Origin of the sequence: Cerasicoccus arenae (assembly GCF_014651635.1) — a bacterium.
Taxonomy (GTDB): domain Bacteria; phylum Verrucomicrobiota; class Verrucomicrobiia; order Opitutales; family Cerasicoccaceae; genus Cerasicoccus; species Cerasicoccus arenae.
Genome location: NZ_BMXG01000020.1, coordinates 1 through 17,693, shown reverse-complemented (window position 1 = coordinate 17,693; position 17,693 = coordinate 1). Strand labels below are relative to the sequence as shown.

Sequence of the window (17,693 nt, the reverse complement as noted above, 5' to 3'; positions counted from 1 at the left end):
CATCTGTTTCAGTTAGCCGAAACCATTCTCCTACTCATTGCTTCAACTAACAGCGGATGCCCTCGGTAAGCAATAAGACAAAACGTGTGCCACCACAGTTGAGCACTCCAAGCGACGAACAGATAGTGCGATAACTACCGAGGCATGCAGCCTATCTGGCATCATTTAAAGAAAGAACAATCGATTGATCATCGCAATTGTGAAATCTCATGGCATTCTATCACATTGTTGATTTTCATTGATTAAAAACGAATATCTGAAACAACACCCCTAGTACCCCTACCCCTCTGTTCTTTCCTTAAAACTCATCCCCCCCCCCCCTGATGAACAAACCTAGAAAAACCGTAAAAATCAAAGACATTGCCATTGAACTTGGCGTTTCTAATTCACTTGTTTCCAAAGTGATTAGCGGAAATTTGGGCACCACCAAAGTACGCCCAGATCTGCAGGAAAAGATCCTCAAACGCGCCAAGGAACTGGATTTCCGGCCCAACCCACTGTCCTCCGCACTCAAGCGTGGTCGTTTCGGAGCAATCGGCCTGATTGTACACCCAATCGGCGTGCCCGGCAGTGAGCTGTTCAACAAGTTGCTCATCGGCATGTCCAAGTCTTTGAACCAACATGGCCTTCGCCTGTGGCTGCAATTCTATGAGGATTCCAAGCAATTCATGGAATTCTGCAATCAGGAGATATACCGCTCGGTGGATGGTTTGATCGTTGCTGGCTCAGCCCAGAGCGAGACTCGTTCCCTAATCGAGAACCTTCACAAGGAAGGCTTGCCCGTCATTACCAGTTTCCACCACGACCCAGCCTCAGGCATTGCAAACATTGTTTACAATGCCTACCTTCAGGGAAAGCTGGCAACCGCTCACTTGATTGAAAAAGGCTGTAAGCGCCCGGCCTTCTTCTGTATTCGAAGAGATGATGATCTCCGACAGCAGGGATATCTGGACGCCATGAAGGAAGCGAATTTACCAGTAGATCCATCCCTTCTCCTCGAAGGAATGGGCTCAGGTATCGACTACCGCTTCTTGGCTGGTCGCACCGTGATCACCAAGGCACTCGACAATGGACTACAATTTGATGGCATCGTCGCACAATCCGATCAGCAAGCCATTGGCGCAATTAATGTACTGCGTGAACGCAACATCAGCGTCCCCAATCAGGTCCGCGTCATTGGCACGGACGACTCTCCGACCTGCACCGCCTCCACGATTCAACTCAGTTCGGTAACCGCTGAGTTACAAGAAGTGGGCGGTAGACTGGTTAACAGCTTAGTCCAATACATCGACGGAAAAAAACCCGAAAGCCAATTGATCACCCCCACGGTGATCGAACGCGAATCCAGTCGGTAGTAACCGGCGTATAGCTCTGCATACTGGCAGGGTGCTTTAAATCAGCCCATTGCAATGAGCTGATTTACGAGCCCCTGCCTAATAGAGCATCTTCGTCGCCGTAATCGAGGATTCGCTTCGCTTTGATCGGTGAAAATGAATCCGGCGATAGCAGAACTGCCATTTAATTATTATTATATTTGAATTATTGAATTTAGTTGAGTAGCGTCTATCTCCCCCCCTCTAGTCCAATGAAAAAAATTAGACCAACCCCCAAAAAGCGTGGTTTCGCGTTAGTAATAGCACTCGTCTTCATGGCGTTTATCGTCCTTTTGATGACCACTCTGACCTCACTAACTTCAGTTGAGTTGTCATCCGCAACTCAGAATAAGCAGTTGGAAACAACGCGTGAGAACGCGCTTTTTGGCCTACTGGAAGCCCGAAGTGAAGTCCAGCAATACATTGGGCCGGATGCGCGCATCACGGCCCGCAATGAAATATTTGATTTAGATCCGACAACCATCGACCTTGAAGGCCCTGGTAACCCTTGGCTGACGACCGTTTGGAATAGCTCCGCACCGACCAATCTTCCACGCCATCTAATCAGCGGGAATGAGCAGGCTGATTTTGACCCATTAACAGCAACGGACTACCCCAATAATTATTTAAATCAAACCAGCGATCAACTGCCCCCCCCCCCATCAGACGATACAATTGCCCTACTTTACTCCGACCCATCAGATCCACTAAATGACATTTTTGCGCGTAAACAGTCAATTACTGGACCGGATGGCAACATCACTGGCCGTTACGCATGGGCGGTGCTCGATGAGGGCATTAAAGCGAATATTAATACACAATCCGAACGCCCTCTCCCCCAAGCACTCGTGGTACTTGCCAACCAAGCCCTTTCGTCTCCTGAAACAGTCGGAATCGAGTTGCTAGAGGGCATGAGTCACCTCACATATGGAACGCCGGCATGGGAGCACATTCAGAAGTCCACCAGCCTTTCCACGTTGGATACCTTTTCCGCCAGCGATGATTCCCTCGCTGCCCAGAGTTTTCATGACGTCACTTTCGATAGCATGGGGGTTCTTTCAAAGACAACATATGATACCGACACCGGCCTTTGGGGCGGACTTAAGTTCGACCTGACCAATGCGATGAGCCCTGACGGGATCGATCCAAGTCTTGCCGGCCAACAAATTTTCCCAGCGGCGACTGGTCTCTCTGGTGATCAGGGTGGCCCAGCTTGGGAGCAGCTCCATGCTTGGATGAATCTTACGCCTTCAAATGGCAATCTTGACGCCAATGCCGTCTATCAACCGGTTCCTTATTCTTCAACGACACCCGCCATTACACCGGTGTTAACGCTGGTTCAATTACACGTCAATGTTCTCGTCCTAAAGGACCCCGTCACCCCGAATCAATATGCCATTTGGTATTTCCTACAGCCAGCGTTCGTCTTATGGAATCCGTATGATGCGGCAATTGAGAACGGCTCATTCGTCGTCGATTCCCAGCTATCCAATAGCTCTGCCCCTGAATTAAAATGGCTTCACCGCGTGGAATGGCACCCCCTGCCAGATGAGCATGGCAACACTGTCGACCCGATCATCAAATTCCCCAACTCAGGGGACACAACCGAAGATGGGAACCTCTTTCAATATGTTGGTTTAGAAACGCCAAGCTATGGCCGCATCCCCTTCCGCTTGAACCTGAGCTCAGATATGGAACCCGGTGAAGCCATTGTATTCACCCCGGCGCTTCCAGCAGAAGTCATCACCAGCGCGGCAACTCCATTGGAACTCTCACCTGGCTATCGCAGTGGTTTTGCATACGCGTTCAAAGTCCCAAATTCGGAAATGACGATCGACCCTTCAAAATATAACTTGGGTGCCCTTCAAACAATATCCCAACAGCGTGTATCCGGCATCGTGCGTCTCGCGCGCAATACAAACGAACTCGCAACACAGCCATTACAACACATTGAACGGCTCAATATGTCAGGTTTCAATAAGGAATCTGATTGGGGCAAGCTTTACGCCAGTGGAGATCAGTTGCAAATTTATGGCCCCCCTAGCCTACCAAGCGCGCCGCCGATTGAAGACATATCTGCAAACTTCGCTTATCGCGCCGGGCTAAAATTCGCGCAGAGCCGCCTTCAGAAATTTGAATCCAGCACGCCCTCGTCCGTTAATTATTTCCGGACCCAATGGCTCGAAGACTACGATCCCACTGCTGCCTACTCTGGACGTTCCCCCCTGGAATATGAGGCAGGTTCTAGCAGTAATGGTGGCACGGGTGACAACCCTTCCTGGATATCTGAGTTCTTCTTCGCGAGTGAATTGAGCGCCGATCCAAACGACGCCGAAATACCCAACTCTGGTGATAACGCCTTTGTTGGCTTCATTGATGATTCAACCGGCAATCTGCGCGCGCCACTGTTCCATCTACCACGTTCTACACGCGAGTTCCGCTCGATTGCTGATCTGCGTCACGCCCGATTAGGTCTGGCTCGGGACTACAATCAGGCACTAGATTACTGGAAGTGGGGAAATGTATCGCCAGCCTACGCCATCGGAAGCAGCAGTGCCAGCCCTTACCTCGAACCTAATACCATTTTCCGCAGTAATTGGCCTGACTTTAACTCTCCAGCATCCGGCTCACCAGTCTACTATGACATGCCCTGGAATCTAAACACAGCGCTGTGGGATGATTATTTTTTCTCAGCGGTCGCTGATTCCAATTTCCGCAATTTGGACTTCATCTCTGAAAATCCCCGTATTTTCGCGAAACGCAATTATGATGATGCTAAACTCGACTCTGCGGACGAAGTTGCGGGCGAACTGTTCGTCCATGGCGCGTTCAACGTAAATTCAACTTCAGTTGATGCTTGGAAGGCATTACTTGGTACCTATTTCGGGTCGGATGTAGAAACGGCTGGCGACACGAGTAATACTTTCGTGGACAAATCACCCTGGCTGCGCCACCCCTATCCTCTTACTGGTGAAATTAACGCCGCATCAGATACTCTGCCAGAAGATGACGAAGCCTATACAGGCTTTCGCACACTCGACGCGGATGAAATCGATCTTTTGGCCACAGCCATTGTAGAAGAAGTTAAAACCCGGGGCCCATTTATGTCTCTGGCTCAATTCGTTAATCGGTCTCCCGTGCCAACCAGCTACCAGAACAGGACGATTGATAACCCAACTGAATGGCAGCAGAAAGGCGCTCTTCAAGCAGCCATTGATAAATCTGGAATCAATGACACATTTTTCGACGCAGACAACCTCTACGATTACAGCGTAGAAAACCCGGAGAACCTGTATCGAGATAACATCATTTCGACCCGCTACTTCCGCGAATTCAATCGTGATGCGATGGAGGGCTCTTTAGCGGCCAATACGCCGGGTTATCTGACTCAAGGCGATTTGCTCGCACAACTAGGTAGTGTTCTAACGGTGCGATCCGATACCTTTCGAATCCGTGTCTGGGCAGAATCGGTCAATCCTATGGGCGTGCAAACTGGGGAGACCTGGTGCGAAGCAGTCATCCAGCGCACACCTGAAAAGCTTGATGCAAGCGAAACGATTGCACTTGGTGATCCCACGAATGGCCGCGGTCGCCGGTTCGTTGTTACCAGCTTCCGCTGGTTGGATTCACCCGACGCCCCTTAAGTAAAGCTACCGGAGATACCGATGCATCTTTATCGAATCCTTATTATCGCCATAACTCTGGCCAGCAGCTGCATGACTTGGGCTCAAGAGCCTCAGCCAATGGTCGACTGCCAGTTGAGTCTTTATTACGTTGGCGGCCGGGCTCGCGGAGCTCAAGCCGTCGCGCAGGAAGGAGAGCGTGCCTCTGAAACCCTCTATTATTCGACCAACGGACAGATGAAGGGTGTTACGATCAAGTCTGGTCAACGCACACCCGAATTCAGCTATGTCGGGCCACTCGAATTCAAACTTTACCGCAAAACGGGGACTGACAATGTCGGGCAGCCAATTTACTCGCCTGTAGGTAAGTATCAGCTCCTACCTGGGATCAGGCGAATGATGATTTCCATGATCGATCAGGGAACACGCTTTTCATTGATCCCCATTGACCTCAGCAAGGCCCAAGAACAAAAAAACAATGCTCTAATATTCAATTTGAGCAGCATGCCCATTGTTTGCCAAGCTGGAGAAAAGCAATTTAACCTAGACCCGCTTCAGTCCAAGACCATTTCACTGAGTTCAGTGAAGTCCGATCTGCAATTTGAAATCAAATGCGCAATTCAGGTTGATAATGAATGGTCGTTGGTCTATTCCGGCTCTCAAACCATTCGCAAGGGGAATTACTACGTCTTCTTGCTCATGCCTGATGATGACGGTAAAACATACCGCATCGTGCGCTTTCGGACATAGATCGATTCCACAAGGTTTAGCCAAGGGCGGCTAGCCCGTTAAATGGATCACTAAGAAAGAACGTGCATTGCCCAATCTTGCGTGCCAGCGTATCTTATGAACGACGCTCTGCTGGAGAAAATTCGGGCCCTACACATCGAGATCGAGCGGCAGCTCCAGCACATTGGGCAAGTGAACGCCCAGCCGCACTGTGCGGTCTGCACATCAGTTTGCTGCAAGGAGTCATTTTGCCGCGAGAGCGTGGACAGCGCATTCCTGCGCTTCATTCTTGGGCAACGTGCCGACGAATATGATGACGCGACTGGCTGGTTTACCCCCGGCCAAGGCTGTCAGCTTGACCATGGTCGCCCGCTGGTCTGCTACGAATATTTCTGCAACAAGTTTTCCACTGCAGAGCTCAGCCAGAGCCACGCTTCCATTGCCCGGGAACTGCGCGCGATTTACGCTAATGCTCACCAAGGCCAACACATGCTGATCATCGACGACTTGAGCGTGATCACCCAGCCCCGCCTCCAACGGATCGCCGATGCCCTACAGGCGCTACGGGACCGCCTGGCGAATTCACCCGGCCAAGCAGCTGTCGAACAAAGCCGTTAGTGCTGCGGCATCAATGGATGAACCAATCGCGACAATTCGCGAGCATGGCACCTGTTCACCCCACGGCCCGAGCGATGTCAGCTCCGTCCGCCTGCCTACGGCCTGCAAGCTAAAGCGTTCCCCCGGAGAGTCGGCGACATGGACGATGCCCTTGCAGCGATAAATCTCTGCGGGCAACTTTCGGCGAACCATCTCACCAAGCGCGTCTTGAGCAAATGCACGGTCGGTTTCATAGCTCCAAGTCTGAAATTGGGAATGTGCCTCGCCGTGGCCATGAGCATCATCCTCATGAGGATGATCGTGTGCCTCTGAAGGTTTCTGATGAGCTGCGATCGCACGAACTGGATCGAAACGCCCGACCGCGAGCAGGATTTCCAGCGGCGCGTCACAGCGAGTGGCTTCAATAATGCGGATGCGTTTTAAGTGATGTCCGATCCACTCGTGAATGACTTCCAGATGCGTTGGGCCAACGAGATCGACTTTGTTAAGGATGACCATATCCGCAAAGCTGATCTGGCGCATCTTCAATGTGTTGAGCTCCTGATCATCGCCATGCGTAAAAATCGCCTCTGCGTCGACGACGCAGGTGATGCTATCGAGTCGCAGGAGCTTTTCGTATTTTTGATCGAGAAAAGTCATTACGATACCCGACGGGTCTGAAACGCCGCTGGCTTCGAGGATAACGTAATCCACTGCCTTTTCGCGTAACAACAACTCCTCCAGCGAGCGTACTAGGTCATCGCGAATTTCGCAGCACACACAGCCGTTGGTCAGGTTTATGGTATTCTCTTCAATCGAGTCCACGAGTTCAGCGTCGATGTTGATCGCGCCAAAATCATTGATCAACACGCCGACACGCAGGCCATGATCTCCGTTGAGAATGCGGTTGAGCAATGTCGTCTTGCCGGAGCCGAGAAAACCGGTCAGCAGCGTGACCGGCACCGGATCGCGTCCAGGTACAAATATTGGCTCCGTCCTCGCAGCGGGTGCGAGGATCGGTCGTTGGCTAGTGTCCATGGCTTAAGAATCGACCTTGATGCCACGAGCGGCGAGCATCTCGCGTGGGTTCAACGTAACGCCTGGCCACTTCTGCACCGGCTTGCGGTAAACGTCTTCTGGATAATAAAGCTTCGGGTCGATTTCCAAGTCGCGAACGAACTGCTCTTGCTGCATTTCACGCGGCATGGTGGGCGTCGGCAAAGACATTGTTTCGGGCAACGGTTCGCCAGGCTTAAGCAACCAGCGAGGGTCCATTGCCGCTGGTGCCGCTCCGTCGGATAGCGCTGCTTCACGCGCCCAGATCGCATCCTTGCTCACGTTGATCACCTGAACATCCGGCCCGCCAAACATGAATAAGCCATCCCAGTTAGCGCGGACTTCAGCGACCGATTCCGCCGCCAGCGCGTCACCCGTCCACTCATAGTGGCAAATGGCGGCCATCCGCGGTTGAGTCTGCTTAAAGAGGTAGCCCGCCGCATAATACATGGTGTGGAAAATATCGATTGTGTATTCCCAGAGTTCAGACGGCGCGCCCAGCTTCATCGCGGATAGCGTCGGTGCATCGATGGTGCCTTCAGAAACAAAGACGTCAGCTCCCTTGCCATATTTGGCGGAAAGCTCGTCGGGGCGGCCGTCACCGGTGAAGACAAAGGATAGATCCGCGTCTTCCCAATCAAGGCGATAAGCCACCGCACCGTCCTTCACGTGGGAACGCGGCCAAGAGCGGACTTTGACGCCGTCCTTGTCGTAGACGATGCCATTACGCTGCTTCCAGTCGAATTCCGTGACTTCGATTTCAAAGCCGTCACCAACCGGGCAAGCATGAAAGTTCTCTTCATGCCAGCGGTTCATTTCACGCATGTGCTTGATCATGTGCTTGGTGCCAAGCTCGGGCGTACGACCCGATGGTCCGTAGACGCGCAGCGGTTCAAACCCACCAGCGAATGCGCGGAACGGATACATGTAGGGCAAGTCCGCGAAGTGGTCAGCGTGTAGGTGGGTCAGGAAAACATCGTTGATCAACGGTGCGGGCACCTGCATGGCAATTGCGTTGCGGATACTGCCGTTGCCCATATCGAAAAAGAAGCGACGCGGCTGGGCCGTGCCATTGCCGAGCTCAACGAGAATCGAAGTGCCCGACTGCAACCGAGTTGGCGGCCAAGGGGTACTTCCGAGGAACGAAATGCGCATCTCGTTCTTCGGCAGAATTTCCATCCCCGGCATGTAGAAGTTGTTGTTCTTAATCGCTGGCCAAGGCTTAAAATAGTCCGGCAAGCTAATGCCGCCACCGGGACGTTTGCCGTAGGGATTGCTTTCCGTTTTCGGCCCGGGCCAAGTGTTAGCGGGCTTGTCTGGAACCTGCGCATTGAGTGAACTGGGAAGAGACATCGCCGCAGCAGCGCCTGCTCCTAAGGCTCCGGTTTTGATGAAATTACGGCGATTGGATTTCAGCTCCGGATTGGCCGGATCATTCTTAGGGTTGGCTTGGGCGTCACTATCACTCATTATGCATCTTATTTGGGATTAGTAGGTGGAGCAGATTCCAGTTATGAATTTGAAACCCTACCATAACTGAGCGCGACGTCCAGACGAGAGTGCCAAAACCATCTTTGGCTAACTACGAACGTTGATCACCGTAGTCGTTTTCCTATATCTTAATCCGTTGCATCATTACTACGGAGGGCCTGGATAAATAGCGGGGTAAAGGCCTTCTCTGCAGCAGCATTTGTCAGGTGATTATGATCCCAGTAAAGCGGGTATCCGTCCTGCTCAATGCCATACCAGCCTTCATCAGTCAAAAAATAGGGACAAGGGTCCAATAAGGTCAAATCAGAAGCAGCGATCAAGGTTGAGATAGATTCGAACCGCGACCCAAAGCCCTGCCGCCAGTCTTCCGGACTCAGTCGATAAGCCGACAGGTCTGCGTTAAACAGTGCCTCCCTCGCCAAAAGTTTAGGAATACTATGATCGTAGCCAGGGACTTGAGCAACGATCCATACCTTGGCCCCAACAGCGGTAATTTCATCGATTGTTTGGCGGAACGCTTCAACGGCAGAATCATCATGTAAGTATGAGTACCAAGCCGCAACTAGGAAGACGTCGGTCACCTTCTCTGATCGGATAAATTCGATGATTGAGCGATTGCGGGACTCCTGCATCTCACCAGTTTTCTGATCAATAACGCGAATCAACGGTGGCTGACCCGCATAACCGATGGCAAAGCCATCCAGCGACATTTCGGCCAATGCCTGCCGAAACGCGAGGGCTGCAATTTCCGCATGGCTATCCCCCCAGAGCAACGGGCGCGGTGTGGAAGCAAATTCGGCGTACGGTTCTCCAATTTCAATAAGATCGTCCGGTATGCGGTTTGTCCCTCGATTTAAGGGCTGATGCTCCTTCCACATAGTCAGCGCCTCCGCAATACGCTGCGCCTCCACCGGAAATCGATTGGGAAAACCATCTGAGGCCAGTATTGCCCCCACCCCGCCGAGCAGTAACGCGCCACTGGCAAAGTACATCAGGAACACTCTGGATGTCGACGCAGCTTTCGCTCGGCGGAATGGCACTTCCACCAAATGATAGGACAATGACGCCGCCACCAAGGATGCAAAAATCAGAACAAGATTTTGATCAAGCGACGTCGGTGCCGTAGACCAGTATTTCGCCAGACAAAAAATCGGCCAATGCCAGAGATAGAGCGAATACGAGATCAGCCCGATGTAAACGATTGGCTTCAGCGAAAGCAACCGGCCCACCAATGTCGACGGCAACCCAGTTGTAGCGTCGTTGCAGGCAATGAGCAGCAATGCGCCTAGACATGGCAGTAATGCATGTAACCCCGGAAAAGGGGTTACTTCGCTATAGCCGAATGCGGAGAAGCAAATGGCAGCCAGACCAAGTAAGGAACCAACCTCTCGCAACACATTCGAGCGATACATCCGAGTTGCCGGAGTGATTGCCAGCAGCGACCCTAGAAGGAATTCCCAGGCGCGACTTGGCAGAAGAAAAAAGGCGGCACGAGGATGGTGCTCCACACCATAGACACTGATCAGAAAGCTTAGCCCCAAACCTAGTGCAAGCGCTCCAAACATCACTCGGCGGCGTTGTGGCAAGAGCCACAAGACCACCATCATTGCCAGAGGCAAGAAGAGGTAAAATTGCTCTTCCAGCGACAGCGTCCACGTATGAAGCATTACCTCTGATTGCGCAGATTCCTGAAAATAGCCCGATGTCAGCCAATAGAATATATTGGCGAAATACAAGGTGCTTGCACCAACCGCCTCGGACAAATGAGCGTAATCCTCAGGCAATAATACCCACCAGCCTGCCGCCAGCGTCGCCAACGACAACACGAACAGAGCGGGCCAGATACGGCGTATACGGCGCGAGAGAAAGCCCAGTATGGAAAATGCGCCGATACGCATTTGCTCGTAGATTATTTTGGTGATCAGAAAACCGGAGATCACGAAAAAGACATCCACGCCAATGTATCCACCGCCCACTCCAATATCGGCATGGAAAGCTACTACGGCCAAGATGGCGACCGCACGTAAACCATCCACGTCTCTTCGATATTGCATCGTCTCAGAATCTCAGAGCATTGCCCCGGCACCACAACCAGATAATCCGTTAATAACGCTCCGAAAAATCGTCGTAGGCAACGCCCGTCAACGGGAAGATCGGATGCTTCAGACGCTTTGAACTGATGTCCTCAAACTGTAGCCCCACCAAGAAGTCCTTGCCAATAAAGTTCAGGAAGTCACGCCGCTGGACGACCAAACATCGGCTCCCGGTGATCGCCACGATGTCCGCTGTGGCAGTACTATTTTGCAGCAAACTGATCTCACCGAAGAATTCGCCCGTAGCTAGCGTACTCACGCGCTTGCCTTCGACAATGACTTCCAACAGGCCGTCGTAGATCAGATAAAAAAACTGGTTGCGCATGCCTTTCTTGATGACCACGTCCCCCGGTTGAAACTCAGCCAGTGTGGCGAGACGCGAGAACGCCGTCATCGCCTGTGGATGCCAGTTACGACACAGTTCAATACGGTGCAGGAAAGACTGCTTGCGAATAATCGCTTCCACGTCACGTACACCAATACTGCCCACGATCAACTTCTGGAAGTCCTCACGGGATAAGGCTAATAGCAGGCTCTTGCGAGCTGCGCGAATCGACCGAGTACGCGGTACATTGTGGAGTAGCGCGACTTCCCCAAAAACATCGCCCGGCCCAAGTTCCGTGACCCGCAAAGGGCGCCCGGACTTCAGACTCATCAGCACTTCCACTCCACCATTGAGCACAAAATAAAGGTCGTCTCCCGGCTCACCTTCCTTAAACACATGCTGCTTGGGGTCAACAATCACGCCACGAACACGCTCTGCCAGTTCATACAGAATTTCTTCTCGCACGCCTTTGAGCAATAGCGTGCCGCTGAGGAACTGAACAATGTCCTCGCCGCTCATCTCATGGTTCAACAGCTTTGGCTTAGACTGCATACGCATCCGCAACTGCTCTACCACATGCAAGATATTCATCGCGACAATCCACGAGATCATTGCCAAACTTCCAAGGATCGTGGCGGCCATTTGCAATAACACGATGATCACCGTAACCGTCGCCGCGCTACTCGTCAGGTAGAGGTTTTTTAGCTCGCCCACGTTGAGGCCAAATGCGCTCAGGTTAGCCATGAAAACCGTGAACAGCCAGATCAGCGTATAGGCACCAAAGATGAGTAGATAGCTCTTGTCCGTGAACTTCAGTCGCGAATTAATCAACGTCCACAGCAACCGATTTTGCACAAAAATAAAGTCGTGCCCCGTCGAAAGCGGATAGCGTCTGTATAGGCTCCTCAAAAGCAAACTTGCTGGGCTTCGACCACTCGGCAACGTCACAAAAAACACGCCCATCAAAAGCAGATAAACCAAATCTGTGAACCACAGTGCCGTGATCCCAGTAGTGAAAAACATCGGTGCCAGTTGCATCAGCGCTACCGACATTTCACACATCCGTCCAGCCATTCGTCCGTCTTCCACGTTGCAATGAAAGTGCGGAAGTACGTGTTTCCAGCGAAAACGAGTATCATAGACCTCACGATCAAAGCCCACGAGCAAACAGGCGGACAGGAAATAGCCAACCGTCAACGAACCACAAATCAGCAGCCAGCCCACCAATATTTCGATCAGGTTTGTCGGCGTGCCCAAGGGGCGAAAAAGCACCGCAAGAAATCCAAACAGTATCGCCCCCACACCAAACCAATGCGCCATCCCAAAGCGCAGGCGATGGTCCCACTCTACCGCACGATTCTGTTGCTGAGCGGCCTGGTTCTCTCCATCAACTAGCAGGATGCCCGCAACCACTGCCTTCATCACCAGCTCATACAGGCTGCGCAAGGGCGGACTCTTCCGCTCGGTAATCAGCAGCGGCAACAGCTCCTGCAGCGGCATGCCATCCTTAAAACGTCTAAGTATCCGCCACTGCTCCTCCTCGACCACGAGATAAGTCTTCAGCGGGACATTCTTCAGAATAAGTATCTCGTGCTCCGGTTTGCTCGCCTCGATGTCATAGGCTAACGAAAGCCGCGCTTGGGTAAGAATATAAGACTGATCCATGCGTGCGTGTAGAATAAATCAGCCTATCATATCACGGCAAAGGGTCAATCCCCTATGCACAAGACTTCATTGCGAAGGTCGGTCGTGGTCTTACTTGGACGCATTTTTGAACAACGACCAATGGTGGCCGACGCGATTGAGTCGTCTCTGGTCGCAAACGCAGAACCTGCCCGCACTTATGCTTTTGCTGGTACGTCCGAATCGACGTCCATCGTCGCTTCATCACCAATAAACTCTGGGAGCAATTCTTTGACTGCGGCACGAATAACGTCAGGATCGGTAAGTAGGGCCACTTCCTTGACTCGGGCTAGCAGAGCAGATGCTTCCGACGGCGACAGCGCAGGCGCAGTCAACCGATAAACGCGAGGGTGGCTAGTTGTCCCATGGATTTCCGCATCGTATCGCAGCTCCTCAAATAGTTTTTCGCCGGGACGCAGGCCAATGATTTTGATTTCAATGTCTTTGTCAGGCTCAAGGCCACGCATCTGGATCATCAGCCGAGCAACCTCAAGAACCTTGAGCGGTTCCCCCATATCCAGCATGAATACTTCGCCACCGCTGCCCTGCGTTGCGCTCTGGAGAACAAGCCCGACCGCCTCTGGAATCGACATAAAATAGCGCGTCACGTCTGGGTGCGTCACTGTAACCGGACCACCAGCGGCAATCTGTTTTTCAAAAATAGGAACCACGCTGCCCGATGAGGCAATCACGTTACCAAAGCGAACCGCGACGAAGCTGGTAATACCATTGCCACGCGGACGTGATTGCAACAGTAGTTCGGCTAGGCGCTTGGAAGCGCCCATCACACTGGACGGATTGATCGCCTTATCGGTGGAAATGAATACCATGCGCTCGACGCCATAATCAGCGGCAAGCTCCGCTATTTGATTCGTCGCCAACGTATTCGTCATAAGTCCTTCCCCCGGAAAAGACTCAACCATCGGCACGTGTTTCAGGGCGGCAGAGTGGAAAATAATATCAGGCTTTTCTCGCTCAAAAACGCTGACCATCGATGCGCGATCCCGAACGTTGACCAACAAAGCATGAACCCGTTCACCCAAAGGCCGGCTACGCAACTCTTGCTCAATCTGAAAGAGTGCGACCTCAGAGCTGTCGAGCAGGAGAAGCTTCTCAGGATTCATTACCTGAATTTGGCGGCATAGCTCGCTGCCAATACTGCCGCCAGCTCCAGTCACGAGCACTCGTTTCCCCACCAAGAGTTGGTGAATGCGCGGCAGGTTAATCTCCAGTGTATTGCGGCCTAGAACATCGTCCAGCCCAACTGGGCGAATAGTCTCCATCCGCAAAACCCCGTAAAACATTTCCTGGGCCGTCGGAACAATGTAAACTGGCACATGGAGCTCCCGGCATTTCCACAACAAAGAGCGAATTTCTTTATCGGAGAGTTCAGGATCGGTGATAATGATACGGTCAGGATCAAAGCGGTGGCAAATTTGCTCGATTTGACTAGCTGGACCGCCAACTGGCACCCCCTGCCAATGCTCACCTTCGCGTTTGGATCCATTCGTGACAGCCATGCCCACCACGCGCATTCCAAGTCCTGTCCTCCTTCGTGTCTGATCGATCAATTGATACGTCAAGAACCCAGTCCCCACAGCAACCACACGCGAAGCTCGCACTGGTAACTCGGTCAAATTGCCCGTCAGAATCATTCGTAAGTGCGAAGACAGCGCACCGATGAAGCAAAGGAACACCAGTAGCAACAAACTGTTAATTAAGATGACCGAGCGCGGAGCCGTTTTTTCACCGGCAAAGATAAACCACAAATACAGCAGAAACCCCGTAACAAGGCCCAAGGCCATGACAACGCGAAGAAAATCACGCCATCGAAACCGGGCCACAAGCGGTCTAAAGAGCCCCAACGAATAAAAAAGAATGTACTCGAAGGGCAGCACCCATTGCATCGTTTCCCACATCCGCTCTTGCCAGTTAATAGGCTCCTCCGGCAGGTGAAATTCAAAGCGGATCTGGTAGGCTAGATACAATGAAAAAGCCCCTGCCCCAATTATAAGGGCCCAATGAATGAGGAGTGTTCTGCGGATACCACGTTGCATAGGGGCTAGTGCGCGTAATTCGTCGGCCCTTAAAAGGGCAAATTTGGCCGAGTATTGATTATTGATTTGGCTGGGTCGCCCCTAATGTCTCAATGAAGGCGCTCAAAATCCACTAGGTAAGGGGCCAAAGAACCTCATTGATGCAGACTTTGATATTCCATGCGGCAGCCGCGAGAGTGAGGCAACAAGGGGCACATGTCACTGAGAATCAGACGGTTGATGTCCATTTCAGGTGCGACTGCGTATGATCATGGGGCTTTTATGCCTAAAAAGCCCTGTGCGTTTCAAGAAAAAACGTCTAAGCTCAGAACGTCAGCGCAGGACGGTCGCGAAGGTTGTACGCTGCGTTGTTTTGTCCCGGCACAGGTATGCTGAGCTGGGCATCCACCGCTCAATTTATCGTTACCATGCCAAATATCTGCCGAAGAATAAGCGTCGGATAGAGTTTTACCAATTATGACGATGAGTCGAGTGGTGGATGCTCAGCCTGCGGCTTTCGCCAAGGCACACCAGTAGTGATAAGCGTCTGGGTTATAACTGTTGATTCGGAGGATTAGGTCGCCAAAGCAATCAACTGCTTCCAAGTAGCTGTATCTTTCATCTGTGTCCTCATAGGAGCCGACCCAATATGTGGCGACGGCGCTGGGATTGAGCCTGAGCATACCACCATTGCCACCCGCAAAACTCCATCCACGCTGAACGGACTCCACAACGCTGGGTGAGAAAGGAATATTCATCCGGCCAAAGCCGCCGCCAACGGTCAAAATGAGCTCTTGTTTTTCTTCCTTGGCCTCCTCCAAAATGGTGCGTGCCAACGCGGTCCCGCCTGAGAAGCCAGCTTCGTACTTTACCATTGGAGTCGTGGCCATATCAAAGGGCGCACTCCAGGGATCTTTTTGGATGAAATTATCATCGATCTGAAGATGGCTGGCGGTCGTAGGGCAAGAAAGCTCGGCCATACGAGTCCAGCCCGCCATTTCCTCCACCGGTACACATCGTTGGTAATATTGCTGGGTAATTTGCTGCATTTCACAGCCTTCCGAATTCGGCGTTAGCGCAGCACGGAACAGCGCATTGTGACGCGCGTCAAAAAACTCAATGCCGATGTATGCGCCCTTGCGCTCGTCTTGTTCGTGGATCACATAAGCATGATCCCAGCGATCAGGGTTTAAGTGTAAATGCGCTTCATGTGTGGAGCCGCTGAAGGTTTTGCCAGTTGGAAACATTGATGGCATGCACCCAGCGATGCCGCTGATACAGTGTCGGTTGCGGACAAAAATCAACAACATGCCCAATCGGCTAAGTTCTTCCAATAAATGGCCCAAACGAAAATCCAACTCCGTCACGTGAACTGGATACGTGTTTACGCCAAAACGGGAACCCTCGCATTCCTGCGAATCGTTGTTGGTTTGCCCATCTCGCCGGTTACTTGAAATCCCGTCGTAAGACATACTTATCCAACCTGATTAGTGGTTACTGTGCTGAGTTGCTGAAGCGAACGCAGCTCAAAGAAACTTTCCATCCAGGCATCAAAGCCATCATCAAAATCTACATCCAATTCGACGCGATCCATGATCCGTGTCGCTCCTGCATTGCTCAGCGCGTCATCAAGGCGGCGACCGCATCCACAGAAATCGTCGTAGGCACTGTCGCCTAGCGCAACAACCGCATAGTGCAAATGAGAGACGGGCAGCTTTTGATCATAAAGCGTTTCACAGAACTCAATCGCATCGTCAGGCGGCTCGCCATCACCCCATGTAGAGAAGATGAGGACAGTGTTGCGGCCCGTAACGCCAAAGCTCTCCATTGCCCAGTCCTCCGCTGCAGTCAAAGTGCATGGTATATTCAACTGATCGCATTGATCAGAAAAACGTTCGGCCAACGCCTGAGCGTTGCCAGTAACAGTGCCGAAAATGATATCAAGCGGTCGTACAGAGTTATTCATAAATGTTATATGAGTTTAATTTTTACTGTCGTTAGTCTCAAAACTCCATTCGTTATTGAGACACATTTTCAATTAATCAAGTTTTTTCGCGCAATTATCGAGATTTCGTCTCAACTCATCTTGAATCAACGTTGGAATGAATTTCTGGGCGACAGAGTATTGCGCCGAAGCCAATTGAATCGCAAAAAAGTGGATGCAGTTGCTTGGGTCCCACCTTCTGGTCCAGTTTTAATGACTATAATTTGACCGTTTGCTGTTTTGACCCGCTCCCAATCTTCATGCCAACGGCAGTGCTAGGATTTTCTGTTTCGATTGGGTTGTTGTTGTCTTCGATGCAGCTTGCTGGGCGTATTCGGCCGGAGGCCGATAGCCCAGCGAGCTGTGTGGTCTATAGGTATTATAATCGAGGCGGTATTCTTCAAGCTTTTCCCTGGCCTCGGGCAGAGAAAAGAAGATCTCAGTGTTCAGTAGCTCGTCGCGAAGCTTGCCATTGAAGGACTCGATATAGCCATTTTCGGTTGGTTTGCCTGGTCGGATAAAATCAAGCTGAACCTCACCCGCGACGGCCGCTGATCCCATAGACATCAGATGCCTATCGGATCAACTTCGCCTTACGTACAGGCCTCAGAGCTTTTTTGACACGATCTCCTGGAGGATATGTTTATCCAGACTCAAGTCAGCCACCAGCTTGCGTAAACTTAGGTTCTCATCCTCAAGCTTT

11 protein-coding genes and 1 pseudogene are annotated in these 17,693 nt (G+C 51.7%); 4 read left to right on the top strand and 8 right to left on the bottom strand.

Annotation, left to right across the window (positions count from 1 at the left end; translation table 11 throughout):
* Window positions 1–323: 323 nt before the first annotated feature.
* The 4 genes from IE065_RS14085 to IE065_RS14070 all read left to right on the top strand — a co-directional run bounded on the left by IE065_RS14085 (window position 324) and on the right by IE065_RS14070 (window position 6,343).
* On the top strand, window positions 324–1,355 hold the full coding sequence (locus tag IE065_RS14085; RefSeq protein ID WP_189516198.1) for a LacI family DNA-binding transcriptional regulator: 1,032 nt from the start codon (window positions 324–326) through the stop codon (window positions 1,353–1,355).
* A 230-nt stretch (window positions 1,356–1,585) separates the two neighbouring features.
* Window positions 1,586–5,017 (top strand): hypothetical protein, encoded by a 3,432-nt coding sequence (locus tag IE065_RS14080; RefSeq protein ID WP_189516196.1) that lies wholly within the window; start codon window positions 1,586–1,588, stop codon window positions 5,015–5,017.
* A 72-nt stretch (window positions 5,018–5,089) separates the two neighbouring features.
* Window positions 5,090–5,746 (top strand): hypothetical protein, encoded by a 657-nt coding sequence (locus tag IE065_RS14075; protein ID WP_189516194.1) that lies wholly within the window; start codon window positions 5,090–5,092, stop codon window positions 5,744–5,746.
* 96 nt (window positions 5,747–5,842) lie between these two features.
* Window positions 5,843–6,343: a hypothetical protein gene (locus tag IE065_RS14070; RefSeq protein ID WP_189516193.1), complete on the top strand. Its 501-nt coding sequence runs from the start codon at window positions 5,843–5,845 to the stop codon at window positions 6,341–6,343.
* Here IE065_RS14070 and IE065_RS14065 read toward each other — a convergent pair.
* The 8 genes and pseudogenes from IE065_RS14065 to IE065_RS14030 form a co-directional block, all read right to left on the bottom strand.
* Entirely contained in the window at window positions 6,308–7,360 is a 1,053-nt protein-coding gene (locus IE065_RS14065; RefSeq protein WP_189516191.1) for a CobW family GTP-binding protein, read from the bottom strand. The two genes, IE065_RS14070 and IE065_RS14065, sit on opposite strands and share 36 nt — an antisense overlap.
* A gap of 3 nt (window positions 7,361–7,363) precedes the next feature.
* Entirely contained in the window at window positions 7,364–8,848 is a 1,485-nt protein-coding gene (gene gntH, locus IE065_RS14060; RefSeq protein ID WP_200163440.1) for a guanitoxin biosynthesis MBL fold metallo-hydrolase GntH, read from the bottom strand.
* Between the two features lie 149 nt (window positions 8,849–8,997).
* Entirely contained in the window at window positions 8,998–10,923 is a 1,926-nt protein-coding gene (locus tag IE065_RS14055) for an acyltransferase family protein (protein WP_189516189.1), read from the bottom strand.
* A 49-nt stretch (window positions 10,924–10,972) separates the two neighbouring features.
* Complete coding sequence (locus IE065_RS14050) at window positions 10,973–12,952, bottom strand: cyclic nucleotide-binding domain-containing protein (RefSeq protein ID WP_189516187.1); 1,980 nt, start codon at window positions 12,950–12,952, stop codon at window positions 10,973–10,975.
* A gap of 176 nt (window positions 12,953–13,128) precedes the next feature.
* Entirely contained in the window at window positions 13,129–14,958 is a 1,830-nt protein-coding gene (locus tag IE065_RS14045; RefSeq protein ID WP_189516185.1) for a polysaccharide biosynthesis protein, read from the bottom strand.
* A gap of 551 nt (window positions 14,959–15,509) precedes the next feature.
* Window positions 15,510–16,478, bottom strand: coding sequence for a ChuX/HutX family heme-like substrate-binding protein (locus IE065_RS14040; RefSeq protein ID WP_189516183.1), 969 nt, complete (start codon window positions 16,476–16,478; stop codon window positions 15,510–15,512).
* A 2-nt stretch (window positions 16,479–16,480) separates the two neighbouring features.
* Complete coding sequence (locus IE065_RS14035) at window positions 16,481–16,972, bottom strand: flavodoxin domain-containing protein (RefSeq protein WP_189516180.1); 492 nt, start codon at window positions 16,970–16,972, stop codon at window positions 16,481–16,483.
* Window positions 16,973–17,248: 276 nt separating this feature from the next.
* A pseudogene (locus tag IE065_RS14030) lies at window positions 17,249–17,512 on the bottom strand (integrase core domain-containing protein); the annotation flags it as partial.
* Between the last annotated feature and the right edge of the window lie 181 nt (window positions 17,513–17,693).

Excerpts from the sequence above, each read along its gene's own strand:
- IE065_RS14070 (WP_189516193.1), top strand. The coding sequence starts at position 5,843 with ATGAACGACGCTCTGCTGGAGAAAATTCGGGCCCTACACATCGAGATC.
- IE065_RS14035 (WP_189516180.1), bottom strand. The coding sequence starts at position 16,972 with ATGAATAACTCTGTACGACCGCTTGATATCATTTTCGGCACTGTTACT.
- IE065_RS14050 (WP_189516187.1), bottom strand. The coding sequence starts at position 12,952 with ATGGATCAGTCTTATATTCTTACCCAAGCGCGGCTTTCGTTAGCCTAT.
- IE065_RS14065 (WP_189516191.1), bottom strand. The coding sequence starts at position 7,360 with ATGGACACTAGCCAACGACCGATCCTCGCACCCGCTGCGAGGACGGAG.
- IE065_RS14080 (WP_189516196.1), top strand. The coding sequence starts at position 1,586 with ATGAAAAAAATTAGACCAACCCCCAAAAAGCGTGGTTTCGCGTTAGTA.
- IE065_RS14040 (WP_189516183.1), bottom strand. The coding sequence starts at position 16,478 with ATGTCTTACGACGGGATTTCAAGTAACCGGCGAGATGGGCAAACCAAC.
- gntH (WP_200163440.1), bottom strand. The coding sequence starts at position 8,848 with ATGAGTGATAGTGACGCCCAAGCCAACCCTAAGAATGATCCGGCCAAT.
- IE065_RS14085 (WP_189516198.1), top strand. The coding sequence starts at position 324 with ATGAACAAACCTAGAAAAACCGTAAAAATCAAAGACATTGCCATTGAA.
- IE065_RS14075 (WP_189516194.1), top strand. The coding sequence starts at position 5,090 with ATGACTTGGGCTCAAGAGCCTCAGCCAATGGTCGACTGCCAGTTGAGT.
- IE065_RS14055 (WP_189516189.1), bottom strand. The coding sequence starts at position 10,923 with ATGCAATATCGAAGAGACGTGGATGGTTTACGTGCGGTCGCCATCTTG.